Origin of the sequence: Pseudomonas sp. P4795 (assembly GCF_048822895.1) — a bacterium.
Classification (GTDB): Bacteria; Pseudomonadota; Gammaproteobacteria; order Pseudomonadales; family Pseudomonadaceae; genus Aquipseudomonas.
This window is the reverse complement of the sequence record NZ_JBMFBT010000005.1, coordinates 564,334-589,397: the sequence shown is the minus strand read 5'-3', so window position 1 is coordinate 589,397 and position 25,064 is coordinate 564,334. Positions and strand designations below refer to the sequence as shown.

Genomic DNA, 25,064 nt, shown 5'->3' with positions numbered 1-25,064 from the left:
CTTTTTCGTTTCTATCTATGGTGCACCAGGCGGGATTCGAACCCACGACCCCTGCCTTCGGAGGGCAGTACTCTATCCAGCTGAGCTACTGGTGCAGCGGGCGCCATGATACGCATATGCATTGCGGGCGTCCATGCTGCTGAATCGCCTGTGTTTTTTTAAGCTGTAACGCGCGTTTGCTACGTTGATCGGGAAAAATGCGTGAATGCGGCGTTTTTGTTCTTTTTTTCGAACGTCCTATTGTCCTTTAACCCCTTTGAACCTAGGATTCGTTTGAGATTTCAAACGCTCCTTGTCTGGATGCTGAGCCGCACGCGTTGCCAGTCGTGCGCTATATACGTGCTTCAGCCCGGTGAATGATTTCCCTGACGGCAGCCTTGCGAGGCGCCTTTCTACAATCATAATTTTGCTCCGCGCCCGTCGCGGTGCTGTTAAGGAAAGCCGACATGCAGCTTAAAGACACCCAGTTGTTCCGCCAGCAAGCCTTCATCGATGGCGCTTGGGTCGATGCGGACAACGGTCAGACGATCAAGGTCAACAACCCGGCCACCGGTGAAATTCTCGGTACCGTGCCGAAGATGGGCGCTGCCGAAACCCGCCGTGCCATTGAAGCCGCTGACAAGGCGCTGCCGGCCTGGCGTGCACTGACCGCCAAGGACCGCGCGAACAAGCTGCGTCGCTGGTTCGAGCTGATCATCGAAAACCAGGACGACTTGGCTCGCCTGATGACCCTCGAGCAAGGCAAGCCGCTGGCCGAAGCCAAGGGCGAAATCGTTTACGCCGCTTCGTTTATCGAGTGGTTCGCCGAAGAAGCCAAGCGCATCTACGGTGACGTGATTCCTGGCCACCAGCCAGACAAGCGCCTGATCGTGATCAAGCAGCCAATCGGCGTGACCGCTGCAATCACCCCGTGGAACTTCCCTGCCGCGATGATCACCCGTAAAGCCGGCCCGGCCCTGGCCGCCGGTTGCACCATGGTGCTCAAGCCTGCTTCGCAAACCCCATTCTCTGCATTCGCTCTGGCCGAACTGGCCCAGCGCGCGGGCATTCCTGCCGGTGTGTTCAGCGTGGTGTCCGGCAGCGCCGGCGACATCGGCAGCGAGCTGACCAGCAACCCGATCGTGCGTAAATTGTCCTTCACCGGCTCGACCGAAATCGGTCGTCAGCTGATGGCCGAATGCGCCAAGGACATCAAGAAAGTCTCGCTGGAACTGGGCGGCAACGCGCCGTTCATCGTGTTCGACGACGCGGATCTGGATAAGGCCGTCGAAGGCGCGATCATTTCCAAATATCGCAACAACGGCCAGACCTGCGTCTGCGCCAACCGTCTGTACATTCAGGATTCGGTGTACGACGCGTTCGCCGAGAAACTCAAAGTGGCAGTCGCCAAGCTGAAGATCGGCAACGGTCTGGAAGACGGCACCACCACTGGTCCGCTCATCGACGAGAAAGCCGTGGCCAAGGTGCAAGAGCACATTGCTGACGCGATCAGCAAAGGCGCGACCGTGCTGGCCGGTGGCAAGGTCATCGAGGGCAACTTCTTCGAGCCGACCATCCTCACCAACGTGCCGAAAAACGCTGCCGTGGCCAAGGAAGAAACCTTCGGCCCACTGGCGCCGCTGTTCCGCTTCAAAGACGAAGCCGAAGTGATCGCGATGTCCAACGACACCGAGTTCGGGCTGGCGTCGTACTTCTATGCGCGTGATCTGGGTCGTGTGTTCCGTGTGGCTGAAGCGCTGGAATACGGCATGGTCGGCGTCAACACCGGGCTGATCTCCAACGAAGTCGCGCCGTTCGGCGGCATCAAGGCCTCGGGTCTGGGTCGCGAAGGCTCCAAGTACGGCATCGAAGATTACCTGGAAATCAAATACCTCTGCCTGGGTATCTAAGCCCGGTCAGAGAACGTTTCAAGCGCGAAGGGCACGAGAGCGCTGTCCCTTTGCGCCGCTGCAAACCGCAATTTTCTCTGCGGCCGGGAACGCCGTGGCAGTCGATCATCGCATGCTGCCGCCGCTGATTCCCCGCTGCTTCATCCTTGAGCCACGCCGCCCGATGAGCGGCGAATGAGGACTGTAATGAGCAAGACTAACGCTGAACTGATGGCCCGCCGTACCGCAGCTGTCCCACGTGGAGTAGGCCAGATTCACCCAATCTTCGCCGAGTCCGCGAAGAACGCTACCGTCACCGACGTTGAAGGTCGCGAGTTCATCGACTTCGCCGGCGGTATCGCCGTGCTGAACACCGGTCACCTGCACCCGAAAATCATCGCTGCCGTGACCGAGCAACTGAACAAGCTGACTCACACCTGCTTCCAGGTTCTGGCCTACGAGCCGTACGTGGAACTGTGCGAGAAAGTGAACGCCAAGGTGCCGGGCGATTTCGCCAAGAAAACCTTGCTGGTCACCACCGGTTCCGAAGCCGTCGAGAACGCCGTGAAAATCGCCCGTGCCGCCACTGGCCGTGCTGGCGTGATCGCCTTCACCGGCGCTTACCACGGTCGCACCATGATGACTCTGGGCCTGACCGGTAAAGTCGTGCCGTACTCGGCCGGCATGGGTCTGATGCCGGGCGGCATCTTCCGCGCGCTGTACCCGAACGAACTGCACGGCGTGAGCACTGACGATTCGATCGCCAGCATTGAACGCATCTTCAAGAACGACGCCGAGCCGAAAGACATCGCCGCGATCATCATCGAGCCGGTTCAGGGCGAAGGTGGTTTCTACGTCGCGCCGAAAGACTTCATGAAGCGCCTGCGTGCGCTGTGCGACCAGCACGGCATCCTGTTGATCGCTGATGAAGTGCAGACTGGCGCTGGCCGTACCGGTACCTTCTTCGCCATGGAACAGATGGGCGTTGCCGCCGACCTGACCACCTTCGCCAAATCCATCGCTGGCGGCTTCCCGCTGGCCGGTGTGTGCGGCAAGGCCGAGTACATGGACGCCATCGCGCCAGGTGGCTTGGGCGGCACTTATGCCGGCAGCCCGATCGCGTGCGCCGCTGCTCTGGCCGTGATGGAAGTGTTCGAAGAAGAAAACCTGCTGGATCGCTGCAAGGCGGTTGGCGAGCGTCTGGTGACTGGCCTGAAGGCGATTCAAGCCAAGTACCCGGTGATCGGCGAAGTGCGGGCACTGGGCGCGATGATCGCGGTCGAGCTGTTCGAAAACGGCGACAGCCACAAACCGAATGCTGCTGCCGTGGCATCGGTTGTGGCCAAGGCCCGCGACAAGGGCCTGATCCTGCTGTCCTGCGGCACTTACGGCAACGTTCTGCGCGTACTCGTACCGCTGACCTCGCCGGACGAGCAACTGGACAAAGGTCTGGCGATCATCGAAGAATGCTTCTCGGAGCTGTAATCCGCAGCACCGTGTGATCGGATCGACAAAAAACCCGCCGCGGCGGGTTTTTTTTCGCCTGTTGAAACACAACCGGCGATTGAGGGCTGTATCGAAACGCCAGCATTGGCTAAGGTTCAAGCATTGCAAGGGAGCGCGCGCATGACTGCCGTTGATTTACCCGCCGTACCGAGAGTGCTGATTGCCGAGGCCGACCCCTGGTCTCGTGACCTGCTTAAACAAGTGTTGCTCAACGTGCGTTGCGATGCGCGGCTCGATCTGTGTGCCGATGGCCAAGAGGCGATGTCGCTGCTGCGCGACGTGCCCTATGACCTGGCCATTGTCGACTGGGAATTGCCCGGCATCGACGGTTTGAGCGTGTTACGCAGCGTGCGTCAGCGCAAACGCAATCCGCCGCTGCCGTTCATTCTGATGAGCAGCCGCAACGACAGCGCCAGCGTGCGCGAAGCCCTGCCGCTGGCGCCGCTGGCGTATCTGACCAAACCGCTGAACATGGAAAGCCTGACCCAGCGCTTGCAGGATCTGCTGCTCGATGCGGGCGAAGAAGTGTTTTGCGAAGTGCCGGCATTGGCCGCCGGCATGACGCTGTCGGTGTTCCTCGAACGACGCCGCGAGCAGGCCGACGGCGCGCCGTTGATGACCGACGTGCAAGTGGCGGTCAAACGCAGTCTCAATCCCAATGGCCTTGATCTGAAGGTGTTGGAGGATGAATTCCGTAAGGATCCTCAGATCACTGCGGTGTTGATCGCCGCCGCCAACAGCGCCGCGCAGCATCACGGTGCGCCGGTGCAGACGCTGGCGCAGGCCCTGCATCGGCTGGGCACCGGACAAAGCATGAACCTGATTCTTGGTCTGTCGCTCAAGCGCAGCGCGAAACTCAGCGATCCGTGTCTGGCGGACTACGCCGAGCGTTACTGGGGATTGTCACTGCACACCGCTGAGTACGCACGCACTCTGGCGCGGCTGCTCGCTCTGGATCAGGAGCGCTGTTATTGCGCCGGCATGCTGCATCGTCTCGGCGATCTGGCGCTGCTGCGTTGTTTGCAGGAATGGAAGCAGGCTGGCGGCGAGCTGGATGATCTTGAAGAGGTCGGCGAGGCGCTGGCGGAATTCGGTGCCGGTTACGGGTCGGCGCTGCGCACCCGCTGGCGGCTGCCGCTGGAACTGCGCGAGTTGATTGCGGCGGTGTATCAGCTCGGTGGCGGGGTGTATTCGCGTGAAGCGCTGGTGATGAACATGGCCGCGCAGATGGCGCGGCTGACCGAGCATGAGGGCATTGAAGAGCTGGCGAAGAGTCGCACGGCGCGGTTGCTCAAGATCGGTTTGCCTGAACTGATGCGCATGCGTAAATAATGCAGCGCCGCCGCTCCCACAGGGAGTTGCGTTAACCGGAGATAATGCGGTTTTTGCCTTGGCGTTTGGCTTCGTACATCGAAGCATCCGCCCGGGCGAACAGGCTGTCGAGGCTTTCATCGTCAGCGGTCATGCTGGTCAATCCCTGACTGACGGTGACGCCAAACGTCTGTTCACCATGGCTGAAACTCAACCGCTGAATCTCCTTCTGCAACCGCTCGGCGACTTGCATCGCCATGTCCGGCGCACAGCCCGGAAACACCGCCGCAAACTCCTCACCACCAATCCGTCCAAACAGATCGCCCCGGCGCAATGACGCGCGTCCGCACTCGGCAATCTTCTGCAAAACGCTGTCGCCCTCCTGATGGCCGTAGGTGTCGTTGATCAGCTTGAAATCATCGATATCCAGCAACAGAAATGCCAGCGGCGCGCCTTGCAGGCGCGCCTGCGCGAACTCGCGGTGGGCGCATTCGAAGAAGTGTCGGCGGTTGCTGCTCTGGGTCAGCACATCGGTGGTGGCCAGGCGTTGCAGCTCGCTTTCCATCTGCTTCTTTTCGGTGATGTCTTCGGCAATGCCGACGATGATCACCGGTTGGCCGGGTTCGTCCTGGCGGTTGATAAAGCATTTGTCGCTGATCCAGCGCACCTGGCCGTCGGCGGCGATGATCCGGTACTCACGGTCTTCCACCGCGCCTTTGTGCAGCACGTCGGCGAGGCTGCGCTCGGCGTAGTCCAGATCGTCGGGGTAGATGCTGTCACGCCACTGGTTGTAGTCGGCCATCAGCAGTGCAGCGGAGCGGCCGAAAATCCGCTCATAGGCCGGGCTGACGTAAAGCACCTGACGGGTTTCCCAGTCAAACGCCCAAAGCACCGCGTTGACGCTGACCAGCAGCGAACTGAACAGCTGTTCGCGCTCGCTCAGTCGAGCGACTTCGCCTTGGGCGTGCATCAAAGCCATGAGGGTTTGCGCGGCTTCTGGCCACTGGGGGAGGGATGAGTCTTTTTGGTTGTTGTTGACCATCGGCACCAATCTCAAAAGGCGTGCCGCAAGTCGACAACGGCCACGGTTCAACCCGCCGGGGGTGGCGAAGTGTCATTGAGATAGGGGATTGAAGGGGAAGTTCCAAAGGGTGCGCCCGGGTCCGGGCGCACCGATCAATGGCTTCAGACTGCGGCGGGGCGCAGCGAGTAGGTTTTCAGCTGGTCGGCAAACTCGCGCAAAGATTGAATGCCACTGGCTTCAGCCTCGTGAATCCATTCCTTGATGGCGGCGAGCATGTCGTGGCCATTCGCGCTGGTCTTGACCCAGATCTGCTGCAAGGCCAGGCGTTTTTCGTAAATGACCTTCAGCGCCTGGCTGTGTTCGAGCATGCTCTGGATGCGCGCGTGGTGGCGATCTTCCAGCAGGCTGGTTTCCCGCGACAGCAAGCGCTTGGCCCGGTGGAACTGGTGACGCACCGAATGATCGACCTTGGCCAGTTCCTGTTGGACCAACGGGCCGATCACCAGCTTGCGGTACTGGGCCATGATCTGGAAGCGGTTGTTGAGGATCGCCATGGCGGTGTCCATGTCCAGATTGCCCTTGCCTTCGACGCGGTGGGCAATCGGCGCGACGCGCTGCACCTTGGCCAGACGCAGGAAGCAGAAGACTTTGATCCATGCCCAACCGAGGTCGAACTCCCACTTCTTCACCGACAGCTTGGCCGAGTTGGGATAGGTGTGATGGTTGTTGTGCAGTTCTTCGCCGCCGATCAGGATGCCCCACGGCACCAGATTGGTCGCCGCATCACGGCATTCGAAGTTGCGATAGCCGATGGCATGCCCGAGGCCGTTGATCACGCCGGCAGCCCACACCGGGATCCACATCATCTGGATTGCCCAGATGGTGATGCCGATGGTGCCGAACAGCAGCAGATCAATCACGCCCATGATCGCCACGCCCAGCAGCGGATAACGGCTGTAGAGGTTGCGTTCGATCCAGTCTTCGGGGCAGTTCTTGCCGTAGATGCGCAGGGTCTCGGGGTTCTGCGCTTCAGCGCGATACAGCTCGGCGCCGGTACGCAGCACCGTCGACAAACCCTTGATCACCGGGCTGTGCGGGTCATCAACGGTTTCGCACTTGGCGTGGTGTTTGCGGTGGATAGCGGTCCACTCACGGGTATTCTGCGCCGTGGTCAGCCACAGCCAGAAACGGAAGAAATGCTTCAGGCCGGCATTCAGCTCAAGCGAGCGATGGGCTGAATAGCGGTGCAAGTAGACCGTCACGCCAACAATCGTCACGTGGGTCATCAGCAGGGTGACTGCCACCAGTGACCAGGCCGACAAGCCAAGAAAACCTTCGTACCACATAGGCTATAGGGCCCTCGATAAAGATAAAAACAGCCGTAGCATTATCACCAAGCACACAGATAAAACCAGTCACCCTTTCAGATAAGAGATGGCTGAATGTTTCTTGACCTATAATCCAGCCTTTTTGTAGGGACATGGACGGCCGAATGTCTGCCACTTATCGCGATGCATTGCGTGCAGCGCTGCTTTACCTGGGACTTGCCGTTGTCTGGTTGCAGGGCACTGGTTATTTATTGAACAGTTTCTTCGATAGCTCCGTGGACGGCGCAGAAGATTTGCTGCATTGGCAACTGATCAACGGTTATCTGTTTGTGGCGATCAGTGCCGGTTTGATCTTCCTCGCCCGGGCGCGGTTATTCAGGTTTCTCGGCATCGGCGCGCGTCTGCGTGAGCGCGAAGCAGATCGCGAGCGCCTGCGTCAGGCCGCAGCGGTGTTCGACTGCACTCGCGAAGGTGTATTGGTGACCAACCGCGAAGGGCTGATCGTGCACGTCAACCGCGCGTTCATCGAGATCACCGGTTACCAGCGCGAAGAAGTCCTCGGCCAGCAACCCAGCCTGTTCAAATCCGGCCATCACCCGCCGGGTTTCTATCAGGCGATGTTCGCCACGCTGCAAGCCAGTGATGAATGGAGCGGCGAGATCTGGAACCGGCGCAAAAACGGCGAGATCTACCCGCAGTGGCAGACGATCCGGGTCATTCGTGACGATGACGGCCGACTCAGTCATTACGTAGCGGTGTTTTCCGACATCAGTGCGATCAAGGATTCCGAGCACGAGCTCAAGCGCCTAGCGCACCACGATCCACTGACCGACCTGCCCAATCGCCTGTTGTTCAGTGACCGCGCCGAGCAGGCGCTGGCTTCGGCGCAGACGCACAAGCGCGGCTGTGCGCTGCTGATGATCGATCTCGATCACTTCAAACTGATCAATGACAGCCTCGGCCATAATATTGGTGACCGCTTGCTCAAGGCCGTGGCCGCGCGTTTGCAGGAGTTGTTCGGCGCGGGCATCACTCTGGCGCGCCTCGGTGGTGACGAGTTCGCGGTGCTCGCGGAAAGTTGTCCACAACCCGCGCAGGCTGCCGCTCTGGCACAACGCATTCTCGACGGCCTCAAGCAGCCGTTCTGCCTCGAGGGAAATCCGCTGCTCATCCATGCCAGCGTCGGCATCAGCCTGTTTCCCAGCGATGCCTTGAGCGCCGAGCAACTGCTGCGCAACGCCGACGCGGCGCTGTTCAAAGCCAAGAGCAGCGGTCGCAACGGTTACGCGTTGTACACCGAGGAACTGACGGCCCATGCGCAACAACGGGTGGAAATCGCTTTCGAGCTGCGTCGCGCGCTGGAGCAGCAAGAGTTACGCGTCTACTACCAACCGGTGCACGACCTGAAAAGCAGTCGCCTGATCGGCGTCGAAGCGCTGGTGCGCTGGCAGCATCCGCAGCGCGGTCTGGTGTCGCCGGCGGAATTCATCCCGATTGCCGAACGCACCGGGTTGATTGCCGAAATCGACGCCTGGGTAATGCAGCAGGCTTGTGAGCAGATGTGCCAATGGCAGCAGTCCGGCATCGTGCTGTCGTTTGTCGCGGTGAACGTGTCGTCGCGGCTGTTCGCCCGGCGTGAGTTGTATCAACAGGTGGCGCAGGTGCTGCACGAGACTGGGCTGGATCCGGCCTGTCTGGAACTGGAAGTCACCGAAAGTGCGGTGATGGACGACCCGGAAGTGGCGCTGGAGCAGATGCATCGTCTGCGCGAACTGGGCATTCGTCTGGCCATCGATGATTTCGGCACCGGTTATTCGTCGTTGTTGCGACTCAAGCGGCTGCCGGTGCAAAAGCTCAAGATCGATCAGGGTTTCGTCGCCGGGTTGCCGTGGGACGAGGACGACGCGGCGATTGTGCGGGTGATCGTCGCGCTGGCGCGGAGCATGGGCATGCAGGTGCACGCCGAAGGGATCGAACAGGTGGAGCAGGCAGCGTTTCTGCTCGGACAGGAATGCGATCTGGGACAAGGCTACTGGTTTGGGCGGCCAGTACCGGGGCAGGAAATCGATTGGGCCAGAGCGCCCGCCATCGGCTGAACGCGGCGCAAACCCTTGCCCTGTCACATAATGTTTTTCAGTTATATAAAAATTCTTAAATAGTCTTTTTAAGAATATCTAAAGCTCTCTTATATTGCTCCTACGCCGAACGCAGTGCCGCCCACTGCCAGGCATATTTCATCCAAAGGAGCAGCACCATGAGCGCATCCCTGCGTAGCGTTGACGGTCAGGACGAAAGCACCATCTTGCGCGAAATCCAGGCCGCTTTGCGCGACCTGCGATTCGGCGCGGTGGAAATCACTGTGCATAACGCCCAAGTGGTTCAGATCGAACGCAAAGAGAAATTCCGTTTGCAGCAACCAGGTAAACAACCGGGCTGAGTGAAGATCAAAAGATCGCAGCCTGCGGCAGCTCCTACAGGGGGCTGTGTGTGGAGCTGCCGCAGGCTGCGATCTTTAAACCGGCAAACCCGATTCCAGATATTCATAAGAAAAAGCCACCACCAAGAATTCCAGGAGCCTTCACCATGTCGTCGATTCGCCGTTACGCTTTGGCCGCACTGGCCAGCGCTGTGTTTGCCGGTTCCGCGGTTGCCAAGGATTACGAACTGCTCAACGTGTCGTATGACCCGACGCGCGAGCTGTATCAGGATTACAACGCTGAATTCATCAATTACTGGAAGAAAGACCACGCTGGCGACAACGTGAAAATCCAGCAATCCCACGGTGGCTCGGGCAAACAGGGGCGTGCAGTGATCGATGGCCTGCGTGCCGACGTTGTGACCCTGGCCCTGGCCGGCGACATCGACGAAATCGCCAAGCTCGGCAAAACCCTGCCGGCCGATTGGCAGAAACGCCTGCCGGACGCCAGCACCCCATACACCTCCACCATCGTGTTCCTGGTGCGCAAAGGCAACCCGAAAGGCATCAAGGACTGGGGCGATCTGGTCAAGAACGACGTCTCGGTGATCACCTCGAATCCAAAAACCTCCGGCGGCGCACGCTGGAACTTCCTCGCCGCGTGGGCCTACGGTCTGAAAGCCAATGGCGGCAACGAAGCTAAAGCCAAAGAATACGTCCAGACCTTGTTCAAGCACGTTCCGGTGCTGGATACCGGCGCTCGCGGTTCGACCATCACCTTCGTCAACAACGGTCAGGGTGACGTGTTGCTGGCCTGGGAAAACGAAGCGTTCCTGGCGCTGAAAGAAGACGGCGGCGCGGACAAGTTCGAGATCGTCGTGCCTTCGTTGTCGATCCTTGCCGAGCCACCGGTAGCGGTGGTCGACAAGAACGCCGAGAAGAAGGGCAACGCGCAGATCGCCGAAGCCTATCTGAAACACCTGTACAGCCCGGCCGGTCAGGAAATCGCCGCGAAAAACTTCTATCGTCCACGGGATAAAGAAGTGGCTGCCAAGTACGCCAAGCAGTTCCCGACCCTCGATCTGGTGACCATCGACAAAGACTTCGGCGGCTGGAAAACCGCTCAGCCGAAGTTCTTCAACGACGGCGGTGTATTCGACCAGATCTATCAGGCGCAGTAATCTGACTCACTACGTGTGGGAGTGAGCTTCTGTGGCGAGGGGATTTAGCGAAACGTCGCACCGCCCCGTTGGGCTACGCAGTAGCCCCAAAATCGGCAATTGCGGAAACAGACACACCGCATGCGAAGGTTTTGGGGCAGCTACGCTGCCCAACGGGGATAAATCCCCTCGCCACAGGGCGCGCTCCCACATTGATGCGTTTTTAACCAAGGACTTATATGTCGCGTCGTATCTCCCCCGTCATACCCGGCTTCGGGCTGACGCTGGGTTACACCTTGGTGTACCTCAGCCTGATTGTGCTAATCCCGCTGGCGGCGATGTTCGTCCACGCCTCGCAGCTCACCTGGGATCAGTTCTGGACGATCATCTCCGCACCGCGCGTGCTGGCAGCCTTGAAGCTGAGCTTCGGCACCGCGCTGTGCGCTGCGATCATCAACGGCATCATCGGCACGCTGCTGGCCTGGGTGCTGGTGCGCTACACCTTCCCCGGGCGCAAGGTGATCGACGCGATGATCGACCTGCCGTTCGCTCTGCCGACGGCAGTAGCCGGCATCGCGCTGACCGCGCTGTACGCGCCTAACGGGCTGGTCGGGCAGTTCGCCGCTGACCTCGGTTTCAAGATCGCCTACACCCCGCTCGGCATCACTTTGGCGCTGACCTTCGTCACGCTGCCATTCGTGGTGCGTACAGTGCAGCCGGTTTTGGCCGATATCCCGCGTGAAGTGGAAGAAGCCGCCGCGTGCCTCGGTGCCAAACCATTCCAGGTGTTCCGGCATATTTTGCTGCCGGCGCTGTTGCCCGCCTGGTTGACCGGTTTTGCCTTGGCGTTTGCCCGTGGCGTTGGCGAATACGGCTCGGTGATTTTCATCGCCGGCAACATGCCGATGAAAACCGAGATCCTGCCGCTGCTGATCATGGTCAAACTCGACCAATACGATTACACCGGCGCCACTTCCATCGGCGTGCTGATGCTGGTGGTTTCCTTCGTCCTTTTGCTGCTGATCAACTTGCTGCAGCGGCGCATCGAAACCCCATAAGGAGGCGCGAACATGTCCCAATCGTCTATTGCGGCCGCTTCCTCGGCCAACGCTGCCCGGCGTGGCAGCGCGACTGCACGCAGAATCCTGATCGGCCTCGGCTGGTTGATTTTTGCGCTGTTTCTATTGCTGCCGCTGTTCATCGTCGTGTCGCAGGGTTTGAAAAACGGCCTCGGCGCATTCTTCACCGCGATCTTCGAACCGGATGCCTTGTCGGCGCTGAAACTTACGGTGTTCGCCGTGCTGATTTCGGTGCCGCTGAATCTGGTGTTCGGCGTCAGCGCTGCGTGGTGCGTGAGCAAGTACTCGTTCCGCGGCAAGAGCATGCTGGTGACGCTGATCGACCTGCCGTTCTCGGTATCGCCAGTCATCGCCGGTCTGGTCTACGTGTTGATGTTCGGCGCTCAGGGTCTGTTCGGGCCGTGGCTGCAGGAGCACGACATCCAGATCGTCTTCGCTTTGCCGGGTATCGTGCTGGCGACGATTTTCGTCACCGTGCCATTCGTGGCGCGTGAGTTGATTCCGCTGATGCAGGAGCAAGGCACGCAGGAAGAAGAGGCCGCACGCCTGCTCGGTGCCAATGGCTGGCAGATGTTCTGGCACGTCACCGTGCCCAACATCAAATGGGGCCTGATCTATGGCGTGGTGCTGTGTACCGCGCGGGCCATGGGCGAGTTCGGTGCGGTGTCGGTGGTTTCCGGGCACATTCGCGGGGTGACCAACACCTTGCCGTTGCACGTCGAGATCCTCTACAACGAATACAACCACGTGGCCGCGTTCGCTGTGGCGAGCCTGTTGCTGATCCTGGCGCTCTTCATCCTGCTGGCCAAGCAGTGGAGCGAAAACCGTATCAACCGCCTGCGCGCCAGCGCCGCGGAGGAATAATTCATGTCGATCGAAGTGCGTAACGTCAGCAAGAATTTCAATGCGTTCAAGGCGCTGGACAACATCAGCCTGGACATTCACAGCGGTGAACTGGTCGCGCTGCTCGGCCCGTCCGGCTGCGGCAAGACCACGCTGCTGCGGATCATTGCCGGTCTGGAAACTCCGGACAAAGGCAACATCGTATTCCACGGTGAAGACGTCTCCGGTCACGACGTGCGGGATCGCAACGTCGGTTTTGTGTTTCAGCATTACGCCTTGTTCCGCCACATGACTGTATTCGACAACGTCGCGTTCGGCCTGCGCATGAAGCCGAAAAACCAGCGTCCGAGCGAAACCCAGATCGCGGCCAAGGTGCATGAGCTGCTGAACATGGTGCAACTGGACTGGTTGGCGGATCGTTATCCGGAACAGCTGTCCGGTGGTCAGCGCCAGCGGATTGCTTTGGCCCGTGCCTTGGCGGTCGAGCCGAAAGTACTGCTGCTCGATGAGCCGTTCGGCGCACTCGACGCCAAGGTGCGCAAGGAGTTGCGCCGCTGGCTCGCGCGTCTGCACGAAGATATCAACCTGACTTCGGTGTTCGTGACCCACGACCAGGAAGAAGCCATGGAAGTCGCCGACCGCATTGTGGTGATGAACAAGGGTGTGATCGAGCAGATCGGCTCACCGGGCGAGGTGTACGAAAATCCGGCCAGCGATTTCGTGTATCACTTCCTCGGCGATTCCAACCGCTTGCTGCTGAGCGACGACAATCACGTGCTGTTCCGTCCTCACGAAGTGTCGTTGTCCAAACATGAGCTGGAGGATCACCACGCCGCCGAAGTACGCGATATCCGGCCGCTGGGCGCGACCACACGGGTGACGTTGAAGGTTGAAGGGCAGACTGATCTGATCGAAGCGGAAGTGGTGAAAGATCACGACAGCCTGATCGGGTTGGCCAAGGGCGAAACTCTGTTCTTCAAACCCAAGGTCTGGCAGAAAGTCGCCAATCTCTAAAAGCATCGCGGGCAAGCCCGCTCCCACAGTTTTTTCGGCGAACACGTAATTTGTGAACGACTCGATCACTGTGGGAGCGGGCTTGCCCGCGATTGCGATCTACACAGCTGCGCGATTCGGATTGACCCGCACCGCTCCAGCCCGCGCCTCGATCTGCTCTTTCAATTCATGCCGCAACCCGAGCACGAACGCCAACTCCGCGACCACAAACAACGGCCCGACAATCAGCCCCGTTACATCATCGACAAACGCCGGTTTGCGCCCTTCGTAGTGATGCCCGACAAACTGGATCGCCCAGCCCACCACAAACATCCCCAGCCCGCTGCTCAGCCACACCAGCGTGCTCTGCTGCGCCAGCACATGCCCGGCCCATACCGACAGCGCCAACAACGCCGTCATCAACACCCCGAGTTTCAATTCCAGTCGCAGGTAAAACCACGCTGAGGCTAGCGCCACCAGCACGGCAGGCGAAATCCACAATCCGCCAAGCGACCACTCCGGCCGCGACAGCAAAACCGCGACCGCCACTACGATCAGCGGAATCCCGATAAAGTGGCTGGCAATGTTGCGCGGGTCACGGTGGTAAGCGGCGTATTGACTCAAATGATCGACGAGGCTTTTCATTGTTGTTCCTCCTGTAGGGTGATCGCAGCATGCGCCGCAATCGGCGTTCACTCTGTCAGGCAGACGACAATCCAGGAGTGTTCATGGAAATGCGTTCACGGCTGCTGACCGGGCAGTGGTTCAGTCATCTGCCTGCGTCCTTTCAGGATAGTCTGCTGGCAGCGGCCAGGGAGCGGCGGCTGACGGCGGGGCAACGCTTGTTTCAGCGCGGCGATGCACCGTGCGGCTTGTACGCGGTACTCGACGGCGCGGTGCGCATCGGTGCGGTCAGTGAGCAGGGTAAGGAGGCATTGCTGAGTCTGGTGGAAGCGCCGCATTGGTTCGGCGAGATCTGCCTGTTCGATGGGCAGCCGCGCACTCACGACGCTTACGCGGTGGGGCCGTGTACGTTGCTGAATATCCCGCAGGCTGCGCTGCTGCAATTGCTTGATGAGCAACCGGTGTACTGGCGGCATCTGGCGCTGCTGATGAGCCACAAACTGCGGCTGACCTTTATCAACCTTGAGCAATTGAGCCTGCTGCCGGCCCCGGCGCGTCTGGCCCATCGGTTGCTGATGATTGCCGAAGGCTATGGCGAACTCGATCCGCCACGCCGGGTTTTGCAGCTGCCACAGGAACAGCTGGCGTCGATGCTGTCGCTGTCACGGCAGACCACCAATCAGATTCTCAAGGACTTGAAAGAGCAGGGGATTATTGGTCTCGGCTATGGGGAAATCGAGATTCTGGACATGCAGAAACTGCGCGCCACCTGTCAGATCTGACAGTAGCTGGCACACATCGGGCGATGTAAAAGAGGTAGGTCAATCAAGACAACAAAAGGAGTTGAACCGATGAACAGTAAAGTAACCAGCGGCGTTGATCACACCAAACTGAATGAAAACAAGAGCATCGAACCGCCGGTGGTCAATAGCCCGAATGGTGACGTCAACAATCCCGTGAATTTTTCGGGCACCGCTCTGGCGGGCTGGATGGTGGTCGTTGTTTCAGTCCCGATTGATGGTACAGAGCTGGCATCGGCTACGGCTGATGCTAACGGTAACTGGACTAATGATTTCAACTTGGATGTACGTTCCTACTCCGCAGTCGCGTTCCAAACGGATAACCGTCAAAGGTCGCCATTTACGCCCATCTTCGATTTTAAAGTTGTCGGCCCCTAAATCACTCAAAACCCTTCTGGGAGCTAGCCTGCTAGCGATTGCGGTCGATCAGCCAACATCGAGGCGCTGACAGACCCAATCGCTAGCAGGCTAGCTCCCACATGGAGTCATGTGTTGTCCTTACGAACCGCGGTAGGTCGAGAAGCCATACGGGCTCAGCAGCAATGGAATGTGATAGTGCTGATCCGTCTGCTTCACCTGAAAGATCACCGGAATTTCCGGAAAAAACGTCTCATGCTTCGCCTTCTCGAAGTACTCGCCGGTCTTGAACACCACCCGATATTCACCCGCCTCAAACGGCTTGTTCGCCGGGAACAGTTCGGCAATCCGCCCCTGCTCATTGGTGGTGCCTTTAGCCAGCGGCTGCCAGTCCTGGCCGACGTGTTTCTCCAGCGTGACGTTGATGCCCGGCGACGGCAGGCCGTTTTCCAGGTTGAGCACGTGCACGCTCAAAGGGTTGCCGGCGGCCAGCGCCAGGCTTGAAAAAGCGCTCAGGCTGAGTGCCGCGAAAGTCATACGCAAAGCAGTCATGGTGATTCTCCTGGGTTCAAGAACGGTTGAAAGACAGGCCGACCTTTTCGGCAGCCTTGATCGCACAGTTTTCGTCTTGCTCGCCGCCGCCGGAACCGGCCACACCGATGGCGCCGACCAATTCCTTGCCGGCAAACAGCGGAATGCCGCCGCCCAGCAACAGCAATTCATCGAGGGTATTGAGGTTGGCCGTCTCCGGATTGCTGCGAGCGCGCTCGGCGAACAGGCGGGTCGGGGTTTTCGTCGACAGCGCTGTATAGGCCTTGCGCTGGCTGGCAGCGGTGTTGTGCGGGCCGATACCGTCGCCGCGCAAGGTGACCAACAGGTTGCCGCCACGGTCGAGCACCGACACCGTGCCGCTGCAGTTTTCCATCGCCATGTCGGCGAGCAGTCGTGCGTTTTTCAGGTCGAGGTCGGCGTGACGCGGCAGTTCAGGCGCGGCAAACGCGCCGCTGCTGAGGCTGATCGCGAGGCTGGCGAGCAAGTATTTGACGGTCATGGGCAAGCTCCAGAAACTGAGGTCGCCACCTTAGCCGCCGGTCACCGTCGAAACCTCGTCAGGCGGATTACAAGTTTGTAATGGGCAAAACCGCCGAAGGCGCCTAGCCTGTGTGCCTGAATAATCGAGGTGTGCCATGCGTTTGCTGGTAGTAGAAGATGAAGCCAAAACCGCGAATTTCCTCGCCAAAGGGCTGGGAGAGTCGGGTTTTGCGGTAGATGTGGCGCTCAATGGCCTCGACGGGCGCTACTTCATCGAGCAGCAGGAATACGACCTGATCATCCTCGACGTGATGCTGCCGGGCCTCAACGGTTGGCAATTGTTGCAACTGATCCGCCAGCGCGGTGCCACGCCGGTGCTGTTTCTGACTGCGAAAGATGCCATCGAAGACCGCGTCCGCGGCCTCGAACTTGGCGCCGATGACTACCTGCTCAAACCTTTCGCCTTCGCCGAGTTGCTCGCGCGCGTGCGCACGTTATTGCGCCGCGGGCCGATGCGCGAAGCCGAGTCGTACAGCATCGCCGATCTGGAAATCGACGTACTGCGGCGTCGGGTCAGTCGTGGAGGTCAGCGCATTTCACTGACCAACAAGGAATTCGCTTTGCTGCAATTGCTCGCCAGCCGTCAGGGCGAAGTGTTGTCACGCACGCTGATCGCCTCGCAGGTGTGGAACCTGAATTTCGACAGCGACACCAACATGGTCGAGGTCGCGGTGCGGCGTCTGCGCTCGAAAGTCGATGACCCGTACATGCCGAAACTGATCCACACCGTGCGTGGGGTCGGCTATCAACTGGAAGCGCCGGACGATGCGCTCTAGATCCATCGCCTGGCGGCTCGCTCTGGCGTTCGCTGCGGTCTGCGCCTTGGTACTCAGTGCGATCGGCCTGTTTCTGTATCGCTCGCTGGCCTCGGAAATCGCCTGGCGCGATGACATGGCCCTGCTCGGTCGTCTGGAGCAAGTGCGCGCCTTGCTTGCTGACAGCGACAGCCTCGACGCCTTGCAGGCGCGGCCACGGCTATATCAGAACATGCTCGGCAACCTCGACAGTCTGCTGTTGGTGCGCCGCGCAGACGGCTCCAGCGTAATCGCGATCAACCCGCGTCAGCGCAGTCTTCCCGACTTGAACGCGATCCCCCGCGACCAATCCCCGCAACGCGGCGATGTGTTGACTTGGCAGGCGCCCGACGGGGCTGAACTGGCTTTGTTATCCGGCCAGGCCCAAGGTCCGAACGGCGAAGCGCTGACTGTGATCGCCGGCAAAGTGCTGAGCGAACGCGAGCAGATGCTTGGAAGCTATCGCCTGCGTCTGTATCTGGCAGTTGGCCTCGGCGCCGTGCTCGCATTTGCTTTGGGGCTGCTGCTGCTGCGCCGGGGCTTGCTTCCTCTGCGCCAGTTAAGCGAAGCGGTGCGCGGCATCGACCTGCGCAGCCTCGATCGACGTTTGCCGGCGGACGACACACCAGCTGAATTACTCGAACCGGTACAAGCGCTCAACGGCATGCTGGCGCGGCTGGACGATAGCTTCCAGCGTCTTTCGCAGTTCTCCGCCGACCTCGCCCACGAAATCCGCACGCCGTTGCACACCTTGCTCGCGAGCAACGGTCAGGCGCTGAATCACCCGCGCAGCAGCGCGGAATATCAGGAAGTGCTGGCCTCGAACATGGAAGAATTCGAACGCCTTAAACGCATGGCCGAGAATTTGATGTTTCTTGCGCGCGCGGAGCAGGCCGAGGGAGCGCTCGATCTGCGCACACTGGATCTGCGCGAAATTGGCGATGAGCTGTGCGATTACTTCGAAGCCTTGGCGGATGACCGGGGTATTCGTCTGGAAAACAATTTCAGCGGGGAGTTGTTTGCGGATCAGCAACTGCTGCAACGCGCTTTGGGCAATCTGTTGGCCAACGCGGTTCGCCATGCCGATATCGATTCCGTGATCAGCCTGCGTCGGCGCGATGAACCGGGAGTGTGCTGGCTGCAAGTCCACAACCACGGCCCGGCGATCCCGAATGAACACCTGAGCAAACTGTTCGACCGCTTCTACCGCGTCGACCCGGCCCGCGCTGAACCCGGTGATTCCGGTGGTTTGGGGCTGTCGATTGTGCAGTCGATCATGCAATTGCATGGCGGGCAGGTGCGGGTTAGCAGTGATGCGCGGGGTACGGTTTTTGAGCTTGGATTTTTGTTGATCTGACTGACGCCATCGCGGGCAAGCCCGCTCCCACAGGTTTTTGTGTTGGACACAAAACGCCCATTCCCTGCAGATCCCTGTGGGAGCGGGCTTGCCCGCGATGGCGTAATTGAATCCAGCACAAATTCTGCTCAACGCATCTGATCGCGAAACTGCCCCGGCGTCATCCCGGTCCAGCGCTTGAACGCGCGGCTAAAGCTGCTGGTATCCGCGAATCCCAACAAGTAACTCACCTCACTCAGCGAACACTGCGGATCGCGCAAATGCAGCAGCGCCAGATTCTCGCGGCTTTCGTTAAGCAGCGTGTCGAAGCGGCAACCTTCATCTGCCAAATGCCGTTGCAGGCTACGTAAGCTCAGGTGCAAAGCCTGGGCGATGCGTTCGGCGCTGGGTTCGCCTTCGGGCAGTTGTTCTTCGATGGCGTCGCGCACCTTGCGCTCCCAGGTCAGGGGTTTGAGCTGGGCGAGGGTGCGTTTGAGCACGGTTTCGTTGTGCTCGGCCAGTTCCGGGTTGGCGTCGTCGAGATGGCTTTCGAAATCGCTCAGCGCGAACTCGATGCGATCCACTTCGGCGGCAAAATGCACCGGCGAGCGGAAGACTTTATGCCATTGATGCGCATCGGCCGGTTCCGGGCGCCGTAGATAGACTGCCAGCGGCGCGTAATCACGACCGAGACGATTGCGGCAGGTACGCACATAGATCGCGGCGAAGGCGTCGATGGCTTCGAAGGCGGGAGCCGGATTGCCGACCGGGATTTTCAGGCTGAAGCGATAGCGATCCTCCGTGCGCACAAGTTCCAACTCCAGCGCATCGCTGACCACCTGGTGATAACGCACGATGCGCTCGAACACCTCGCGCAGGCTGCCACTGGCGACCAGCGCATAGCCCAGTGCGTGAAACGTAGTCGGGCTGACGAACCGCGACACGCGCAGACCGAGTGCCGGATCACCACTGGCCTGCACCGCGATCTCCCACAGACGCGTGGTGCCGCACAATGGATAGCGCGCGTTGGGGTCGTCCATCAGCAATGGATCGAGCCCGGCCTGTTGGCACAGGGCAGTGCTGTCCAGCCCCAGCGCATCGAGTTGCTTGCGCAGGGCACGGGTCCAGCTGGCGAGTGAGGTCGGTTCCGTCATGCTGATTGGCGCTTCCGGTCAACAGGTTGGCGTTTTCGGCTACCGTGTTCGTCATCTGCGCAGGGCAGGATGCGAACATCATAAACCCGAGGATGGAAGCATGGACGGTACTTCTGCAAGTCCCCAGCAACACAATGCTGCTCAGCGATCCGCGCACATTCGCCAAGTGGTGCTGGCAAAGGGTGTAGAGCTACGCGAGCGCTACCCGATTCTCAAGCATCAGGACGCGCTCGGTGCAGGCATTCTGGCGTTCGCATTGCTCGGAATGATCGGTTCGGCGGCGCTGTATATCACTGGCCATATGGCGTGGTGGGTGTGCCTGCTGCTCAACGCTTTTTTCGCATCCTTGACCCATGAGCTGGAACACGACCTGATCCACAGCATGTACTTTCGCAAACAGCGCGTGCCGCACAACCTGATGCTGGGCCTGGTCTGGCTGGCACGGCCGAGCACGATCAATCCGTGGATCCGCCGGCATCTGCACCTCAATCACCACAAGGTCTCGGGCACCGAGGCCGACATGGAGGAGCGGGCAATCACCAACGGCGAGCCGTGGGGTTTTGCGCGGTTGTTGATGGTCGGCGACAACATGATGTCGGCCTTCATTCGCCTGCTGCGGACGCCGACGTGGGCGCACAAGTGGAACATTCTCAAGAAGGTTTTCAAGGTCTACGCGCCACTGGCCCTGCTGCATTGGGGCGCGTGGTATGTGTTTCTCGGGTTTCACGCGGCCAATGGCATCGCGTATCTAAGCGGCTCGCCCATCGAATGGTCGGTGACCACGCTGTCGGTGATGCAAGTAATCGACATCGCGGCTGTAGTGATCATTGGCCCTAACGTACTGCGCACTTTTTGCCTGCACTTCGTCAGTTCAAACATGCATTACTACGGCGATGTCGAGCCGGGCAATGTGCTGCAGCAATGTCAGGTGTTGAACCCTTGGTGGCTGTGGCCGTTGCAGGCGTTCTGTTTCAACTTTGGCAGCAGCCACGGCATCCATCATTTTGTGGTGAAGGAACCGTTTTACATTCGGCAGATGACCGTGCCGGTGGCGCATAAGGTGATGCGCGAGATGGGGGTTCGGTTTAATGACTTCGGGACGTTTGGACGGGCGAACCGGTTTGTTCGCAAAGAAGCCGTGGCACAGGAAGAAGTGCGTACAGCCCGGGCTTGATGGGTGAGTTTGAGGGCCTCATCGCTGGCAAGCCAGCTCCCACATTTGGAATGCATTACCCTGTGGGAGCTGGCTTGCCAGCGATAGCGGTAGCTCAGGCACCATTAATCCGGCTGAAACGGCGACTCACTGAGAATCACCCCAGTCTCCTCAACATAGCGCTGCCAATGCTCGATCAACGCCTCAAGCCTCTGCGGCTGACTCACCGCCAGATCATGAATCTCCCCCGGATCACTCCCCAAATCATAAAGCTGCCACGTCGCCGGCCCCACCGGCCCGGGAATCCACACAGCCTTCCATTGCCCCTGCCGAATCGCCCGGCGCCCGAACAATTCCCAGCCAGTCACCGTGTGTTCGTCATGCACCTGCGCCGTCTCGCCAGACAAGAAGCCCAGCCACGATTTACCGCGCAACGGCGCCACCGGTTTGCCGTGCCACAGCTTGCCCGGATGACGCACGCCAGCCAGATCGAGAATGGTTGGCGTAACGTCCATCACCGTGCCAAAGCCGTGGCTGATCTGCCCCTTCAGTGGCAACTGCGGATAGTGCAGCAGCGCCGGCACGCGAATCCCGCCCTCGGTGGTGAACGCCTTGAACAGCCGCGACGGCGCGGTCGCCACCTGCGCCCAGTTCGGCCCGTACCAGACGTAGGAATTCGCCCGACCAATGTTGTCGAGGCTGTTGTCGTAATGCTGACTCAGATACGTCACCAGCTCCGCGCCGAATTTGGGGAAAGCTTCAAGCAGCGCGCCTTCGGCGCCGTTGTCGGACATGAAAAGGATGAAAGTATTGTCGAGCTGGCCTTGTTGGCGCAGGTAATCCACCACCCGGCCGATGTTCCAGTCCATGCGCTCGACCATCGCCGCGTAGACCTCCATTGCCCGCGCGGAAATCTGTTTTTGCTCATCGCTTAGCGCATCCCATTGCGCTGTTAGTTGGACCAGCGGATGCGGTTCGACATCCGGCTCGATCAGCCCCAGAGCCTTGAGTTTTTCCAGGCGTTCCAGGCGCAAGACTTCCGGTCCGGCGTCGTAGCGGCCACGGTACTTGTCGACGATGTCCTTGGGCGCCTGCAACGGCCAATGCGGCGCAGAAAACGGCAAGTAAGCGAAGAACGGCCGCGTCTGATCGCGTTCCTTGAGGTACTGCAACAGCTTGTCGCCGAAGGCGTCCGAGGAGTAGAAATCCTTGGGCAATTCATCAACGAACGTGGAGTCTTCGATGTACAGCGCTGGAGTGGATTTCAACAGGCCGGGCGTTTGCTCATCGTAGGTCGGCTCAAAACCGTAGTGGTTGGCGGCTCCAGGCAGCAGCGAGAAAGAACGCTCGAAACCGCGTGCCTGCGGCGCCAGTTCGGCAGTCAGGCCGAGGTGCCATTTACCGCTCATCAAGGTCTGGTAACCGGCCTCGCGTAGCAGCTCCGGCAGCGCGACGACGCGGTCGTTCAGATAGCCTTCGTAACCCGGTTTTCCGATCAGTTCCGGCGTCAGCGCTTCGGCCATGGTGCCAATGCCGGCGATGTGGTGGTCGGTGCCGGTAAGCAGCATCGAGCGCGTCGGTGAACAGGTCGGCGCCGTGTGGAAATCGGTCAGGCGCAGGCCATTGTTGGCCAGCGCATCGAGGTTCGGCGTGGCGATTTCGCCGCCGAACGCGCCGATGTCGGAGAAGCCGAGGTCATCGGCCAGAATCACCAGAAAATTGGGACGTTGCGGCATCAAAACACTCCAGGTCAGCAGGCAATAAATGACAGCCGCAGATCACGGATCTGCACCGGCACGCTCGGTTGGTAATGGTCATTACTGGTCAGCTCGTGCAGCAGTTCTTCGCGCAATTGGTGGAAGTCAAAACTGCTGCGTTGGCGCGGATGGGGCAGCGCGATGTTGACCACTTGCTTGATGCGTCCCGGACGCGGTTCCATCACCACCACACGGTCGGCGAGGAAGATCGCTTCCTCGACATCATGGGTCACCAGAATCGTGGTGATTTTTGCCCGTGCGCGGATCGCCAATAGCTCATCCTGCATCTGCTGACGAGTCAGTGCGTCGAGTGCGCCGAAGGGTTCGTCGAGCAGCAGAATTCGTGGGCTGGCGACCAGTCCGCGCGCGATGGCCACCCGCTGCGCCATGCCGCCAGAGAGTTGATGCGGATAGGCGCGGGTGAAGTCGCGCAGGCCGACCAGGTCGATGAAATCTTCGACGCGGCGCTGCTTTTCGGCAGCGCTCAACGGCTCGTTGACCAAGCCCAGACCGATGTTGTCGGCCACCGTCAGCCACGGGAACAAACGGTGTTCCTGAAAGACGATGCCGCGCTCGCCGCCGATGCCGCTGACGGCTTTGCCATCGACAGTGATCTGCCCGCGAAACTGCGTGTCGAGGCCCACTAGCAAGCGCAGCAAAGTCGATTTGCCGCAGCCGCTGGAGCCGACGATGGCGACGAATTCGCCCTCGGCGATGTCGAGGTTGAATTCGCGGATCGCCTCCAGTTCGAAACCGTCGACATCGAAGGATTTGCCTACGTGGTTGAAGCTGACAATCGGTGCGTTCATGCGTGTCTCCAGCGGGTCGCGCGAATTTCCAGGCGTTGGCCAATCAGGTTGAGGAGGGCGCCAGTGAGGCCGACGAGGAGCATGCCGGCCATGATCAGGTCCATGCGCAGCAGTTGTTGTGCGCCGATCATCTGGCTGCCGATGCCGCCGTTGGAAGGCATGAAATATTCGGCGCCGATGGTGCCGAGCCAGGCGTAGATCAGGCTCAGTCTGAGACCCGCGAAAATCCCCGGTGCAGCGCCGGGCAGGACCAGTCGACGCAGACGCTGGCCGAGGCTCAGGCGCAGCACTTGTGCGGCTTCGTTGAGTTGCGGCGAGAGGTTGGCGACGCTGCGTTGGGTGGCGATGAACAGCGGGAAGAATGCGGCGAGGGCGACGAACACCCACTTGGCCAATTCGCCCAGACCAAACCACGCGGTGAGCAGCGGCACCCAGGCGAAAATCGCGATCTGGCGGATTGCGGCGAAGGTCGGCCCGAGCACCCGTTCACTGCTGCGCGACAGGCCCAGCAGCAAGCCCAGCGCCAGGCCGAGACTGCCACCGATCAACAGACCGCCAAGGGTGCGACCCAGACTCAGCGCCATGCCGCTGATCAAGGTGCCGTCGAGTAAACCGTTCAGCGTGGCTTCCAGCACATTCAGTGGACTGGCGAGAATCGCCGCGTCGACCCACTGCTGATCGACCGCCAGTTGCCACAGCGCGAGCAAGCCCAGCGGCAGCAGCCACGGCTGCAAACGCTGCCAGCCTTCATAGCGCGGACCACGGCGGATTTCGGCGGTAGCCGGGTGCGGCCAGTGCACCAGTTTTTTGTCCAGCAGACCGATCCCGCGATCCATCGCCACACCAATCAGACCGATGACCACGATGCACACGAACACGATGTCGAGCATGAACAGCTGCCGCGCCCAGACCATCAGATAACCGATGCCTTCACTGGAGGCCAGCAGCTCCACTGCCAGCAACGAGGTCCAGCCAGCAGCCAGTGCCAGACGCACACCGGCCATGAATGCGGGGAGGGCGGCAGGCAGCACCAGACGTCGGATCAGCAAGTGTGGCGGCAGGCGCAACACCGCCGCCGCTTCGCGTAATTTCGGTTGCGCATCCCGCACGCCGACCAGTGTGTGCAGGGTCACCGGCACCACGATGGCTTTGATCAGCACCACCAGTTTCAACACCTCGCCGATGCCGAAAAACACCATGAACAGCGGAATCCACGCCAGCGTCGGCACTTGTGCAAGCCCGGCGAAGGTCGGGAAGATCAGGCGTTCGAGGCGCCGACTGAAACCCAGCGCCGCGCCGAGAATTGCACCGGCCGAGATCCCGGCCAGCAAGCCCCAGAACAGCCGTTGCAGGCTGATCCACAAATGGCTCCATAGCTCGCCTTGAGACAATTCAACGGCGCTGCTCCACACCAACGATGGCGCCGGCAGGATCTGCTCGCTCATCCAGTGATTGCGCGCCGCCAGCCACCACAAGGCAAACAATGCCAGCGGCACAATCCATGGCAACAGCCGATGGCTCAGGCTCGGCCACACGCGCTGACTTTTGAGCGGCGGCGCGGGCAGCGGCAGGCTGAGCAGCGAATCACGGGCCATGGGTGACCTCCGTTGTCGGGTTGGATCTTTAGCGGAATTAGCAGATAACAAATAGTTATATAAAA

At 60.1% G+C, this 25,064-nt stretch carries 23 protein-coding genes and 1 tRNA gene; 14 read left to right on the top strand and 10 right to left on the bottom strand.

All coding sequences use genetic code 11. From position 1 onward, the window contains the following. Positions 1-18: 18 nt before the first annotated feature. Positions 19-95, bottom strand: a tRNA-Arg gene (locus ACOI8A_RS17765). Between the two features lie 351 nt (positions 96-446). Between ACOI8A_RS17765 and gabD the strand changes: the two genes are divergently transcribed. From gabD to ACOI8A_RS17750, 3 genes are all read left to right on the top strand, one after another. Further along, positions 447-1,889, top strand: coding sequence for an NADP-dependent succinate-semialdehyde dehydrogenase (gene gabD, locus ACOI8A_RS17760; RefSeq protein WP_420646692.1), 1,443 nt, complete (start codon positions 447-449; stop codon positions 1,887-1,889). A gap of 186 nt (positions 1,890-2,075) precedes the next feature. Continuing rightward, complete coding sequence (gene gabT / locus ACOI8A_RS17755) at positions 2,076-3,353, top strand: 4-aminobutyrate--2-oxoglutarate transaminase (protein ID WP_420646693.1); 1,278 nt, start codon at positions 2,076-2,078, stop codon at positions 3,351-3,353. Between the two features lie 141 nt (positions 3,354-3,494). Beyond that, a complete protein-coding gene (locus tag ACOI8A_RS17750; RefSeq protein WP_420646694.1) occupies positions 3,495-4,706 on the top strand; it encodes an HDOD domain-containing protein in 1,212 nt (403 codons plus the stop codon). 31 nt (positions 4,707-4,737) lie between these two features. On the opposite strand, the gene ACOI8A_RS17745 is transcribed toward ACOI8A_RS17750, so the two are convergent. Further along, positions 4,738-5,727, bottom strand: coding sequence for a GGDEF domain-containing protein (locus tag ACOI8A_RS17745; protein WP_420646695.1), 990 nt, complete (start codon positions 5,725-5,727; stop codon positions 4,738-4,740). Between the two features lie 143 nt (positions 5,728-5,870). Then, the gene (gene desA / locus ACOI8A_RS17740; RefSeq protein WP_420646696.1) at positions 5,871-7,055 is read right to left on the bottom strand and encodes a delta-9 fatty acid desaturase DesA; all 1,185 of its coding nucleotides are present in this window, start codon (positions 7,053-7,055) and stop codon (positions 5,871-5,873) included. Positions 7,056-7,201: 146 nt separating this feature from the next. Here desA and dibA point away from each other — a divergent pair, with 146 nt between their 5' ends. The 6 genes from dibA (at position 7,202) to ACOI8A_RS17710 (ending at position 13,549) form a co-directional block, all read left to right on the top strand. Then, positions 7,202-9,133 carry a phosphodiesterase DibA gene (gene dibA / locus ACOI8A_RS17735; protein WP_420646697.1) on the top strand — a complete coding sequence of 644 codons (1,932 nt, stop codon included), beginning with the start codon at positions 7,202-7,204 and terminating at the stop codon, positions 9,131-9,133. Positions 9,134-9,291: 158 nt separating this feature from the next. Further along, positions 9,292-9,474: a sulfur starvation response protein OscA gene (gene oscA, locus ACOI8A_RS17730; protein ID WP_420646698.1), complete on the top strand. Its 183-nt coding sequence runs from the start codon at positions 9,292-9,294 to the stop codon at positions 9,472-9,474. Positions 9,475-9,620: 146 nt separating this feature from the next. Next, positions 9,621-10,634 (top strand): sulfate ABC transporter substrate-binding protein, encoded by a 1,014-nt coding sequence (locus ACOI8A_RS17725; protein WP_420646699.1) that lies wholly within the window; start codon positions 9,621-9,623, stop codon positions 10,632-10,634. A gap of 218 nt (positions 10,635-10,852) precedes the next feature. Beyond that, a complete protein-coding gene (gene cysT / locus ACOI8A_RS17720) occupies positions 10,853-11,671 on the top strand; it encodes a sulfate ABC transporter permease subunit CysT (protein ID WP_420646700.1) in 819 nt (272 codons plus the stop codon). Positions 11,672-11,683: 12 nt separating this feature from the next. Then, the gene (cysW, locus tag ACOI8A_RS17715) at positions 11,684-12,556 is read left to right on the top strand and encodes a sulfate ABC transporter permease subunit CysW (protein ID WP_420646701.1); all 873 of its coding nucleotides are present in this window, start codon (positions 11,684-11,686) and stop codon (positions 12,554-12,556) included. A 3-nt stretch (positions 12,557-12,559) separates the two neighbouring features. After that, positions 12,560-13,549, top strand: a complete 990-nt coding sequence (locus tag ACOI8A_RS17710) for a sulfate/molybdate ABC transporter ATP-binding protein (protein WP_420646702.1) — start codon at positions 12,560-12,562, stop codon at positions 13,547-13,549. A gap of 99 nt (positions 13,550-13,648) precedes the next feature. On the opposite strand, the gene ACOI8A_RS17705 is transcribed toward ACOI8A_RS17710, so the two are convergent. After that, positions 13,649-14,173: a DUF962 domain-containing protein gene (locus ACOI8A_RS17705; RefSeq protein WP_420646703.1), complete on the bottom strand. Its 525-nt coding sequence runs from the start codon at positions 14,171-14,173 to the stop codon at positions 13,649-13,651. Positions 14,174-14,256: 83 nt separating this feature from the next. Here ACOI8A_RS17705 and ACOI8A_RS17700 point away from each other — a divergent pair, with 83 nt between their 5' ends. Both ACOI8A_RS17700 and ACOI8A_RS17695 read left to right on the top strand, forming a co-directional pair. Beyond that, entirely contained in the window at positions 14,257-14,934 is a 678-nt protein-coding gene (locus tag ACOI8A_RS17700) for a Crp/Fnr family transcriptional regulator (protein ID WP_420646704.1), read from the top strand. Between the two features lie 69 nt (positions 14,935-15,003). Next, positions 15,004-15,330, top strand: coding sequence for a hypothetical protein (locus tag ACOI8A_RS17695; RefSeq protein ID WP_420646705.1), 327 nt, complete (start codon positions 15,004-15,006; stop codon positions 15,328-15,330). A 120-nt stretch (positions 15,331-15,450) separates the two neighbouring features. Here ACOI8A_RS17695 and uraH read toward each other — a convergent pair whose 3' ends face one another. Together uraH and ACOI8A_RS17685 are read right to left on the bottom strand one after the other, a co-directional pair. Continuing rightward, a complete protein-coding gene (gene uraH / locus ACOI8A_RS17690) occupies positions 15,451-15,861 on the bottom strand; it encodes a hydroxyisourate hydrolase (protein ID WP_420646706.1) in 411 nt (136 codons plus the stop codon). 16 nt (positions 15,862-15,877) lie between these two features. Continuing rightward, positions 15,878-16,360: a GlcG/HbpS family heme-binding protein gene (locus ACOI8A_RS17685; RefSeq protein WP_420646707.1), complete on the bottom strand. Its 483-nt coding sequence runs from the start codon at positions 16,358-16,360 to the stop codon at positions 15,878-15,880. A 136-nt stretch (positions 16,361-16,496) separates the two neighbouring features. Between ACOI8A_RS17685 and ACOI8A_RS17680 the strand changes: the two genes are divergently transcribed. After that, a complete protein-coding gene (locus tag ACOI8A_RS17680; protein WP_420646708.1) occupies positions 16,497-17,177 on the top strand; it encodes a heavy metal response regulator transcription factor in 681 nt (226 codons plus the stop codon). Further along, complete coding sequence (locus ACOI8A_RS17675) at positions 17,167-18,552, top strand: heavy metal sensor histidine kinase (protein WP_420646709.1); 1,386 nt, start codon at positions 17,167-17,169, stop codon at positions 18,550-18,552. Before ACOI8A_RS17680 ends, ACOI8A_RS17675 begins: the two co-directional genes overlap by 11 nt. Positions 18,553-18,680: 128 nt before the next feature. On the opposite strand, the gene ACOI8A_RS17670 is transcribed toward ACOI8A_RS17675, so the two are convergent. Further along, complete coding sequence (locus ACOI8A_RS17670; RefSeq protein WP_420646710.1) at positions 18,681-19,685, bottom strand: AraC family transcriptional regulator; 1,005 nt, start codon at positions 19,683-19,685, stop codon at positions 18,681-18,683. Between the two features lie 100 nt (positions 19,686-19,785). Between ACOI8A_RS17670 and ACOI8A_RS17665 the strand changes: the two genes are divergently transcribed. Beyond that, positions 19,786-20,859, top strand: coding sequence for a fatty acid desaturase (locus tag ACOI8A_RS17665; protein WP_420646711.1), 1,074 nt, complete (start codon positions 19,786-19,788; stop codon positions 20,857-20,859). Positions 20,860-20,963: 104 nt separating this feature from the next. Here the strand turns inward: ACOI8A_RS17665 and ACOI8A_RS17660 are convergent, their stop codons facing one another. From ACOI8A_RS17660 to ACOI8A_RS17650, 3 genes are read right to left on the bottom strand one after another with little or no spacing between them, the layout of a single operon-like run. Further along, a complete protein-coding gene (locus ACOI8A_RS17660; RefSeq protein WP_420646712.1) occupies positions 20,964-22,574 on the bottom strand; it encodes an arylsulfatase in 1,611 nt (536 codons plus the stop codon). Between the two features lie 14 nt (positions 22,575-22,588). Continuing rightward, the gene (locus ACOI8A_RS17655) at positions 22,589-23,404 is read right to left on the bottom strand and encodes an ABC transporter ATP-binding protein (RefSeq protein WP_420646713.1); all 816 of its coding nucleotides are present in this window, start codon (positions 23,402-23,404) and stop codon (positions 22,589-22,591) included. Then, the gene (locus ACOI8A_RS17650; protein WP_420646714.1) at positions 23,401-24,999 is read right to left on the bottom strand and encodes an ABC transporter permease; all 1,599 of its coding nucleotides are present in this window, start codon (positions 24,997-24,999) and stop codon (positions 23,401-23,403) included. The genes ACOI8A_RS17655 and ACOI8A_RS17650 overlap by 4 nt, the downstream gene beginning before the upstream one ends. Positions 25,000-25,064: the final 65 nt, after the last annotated feature.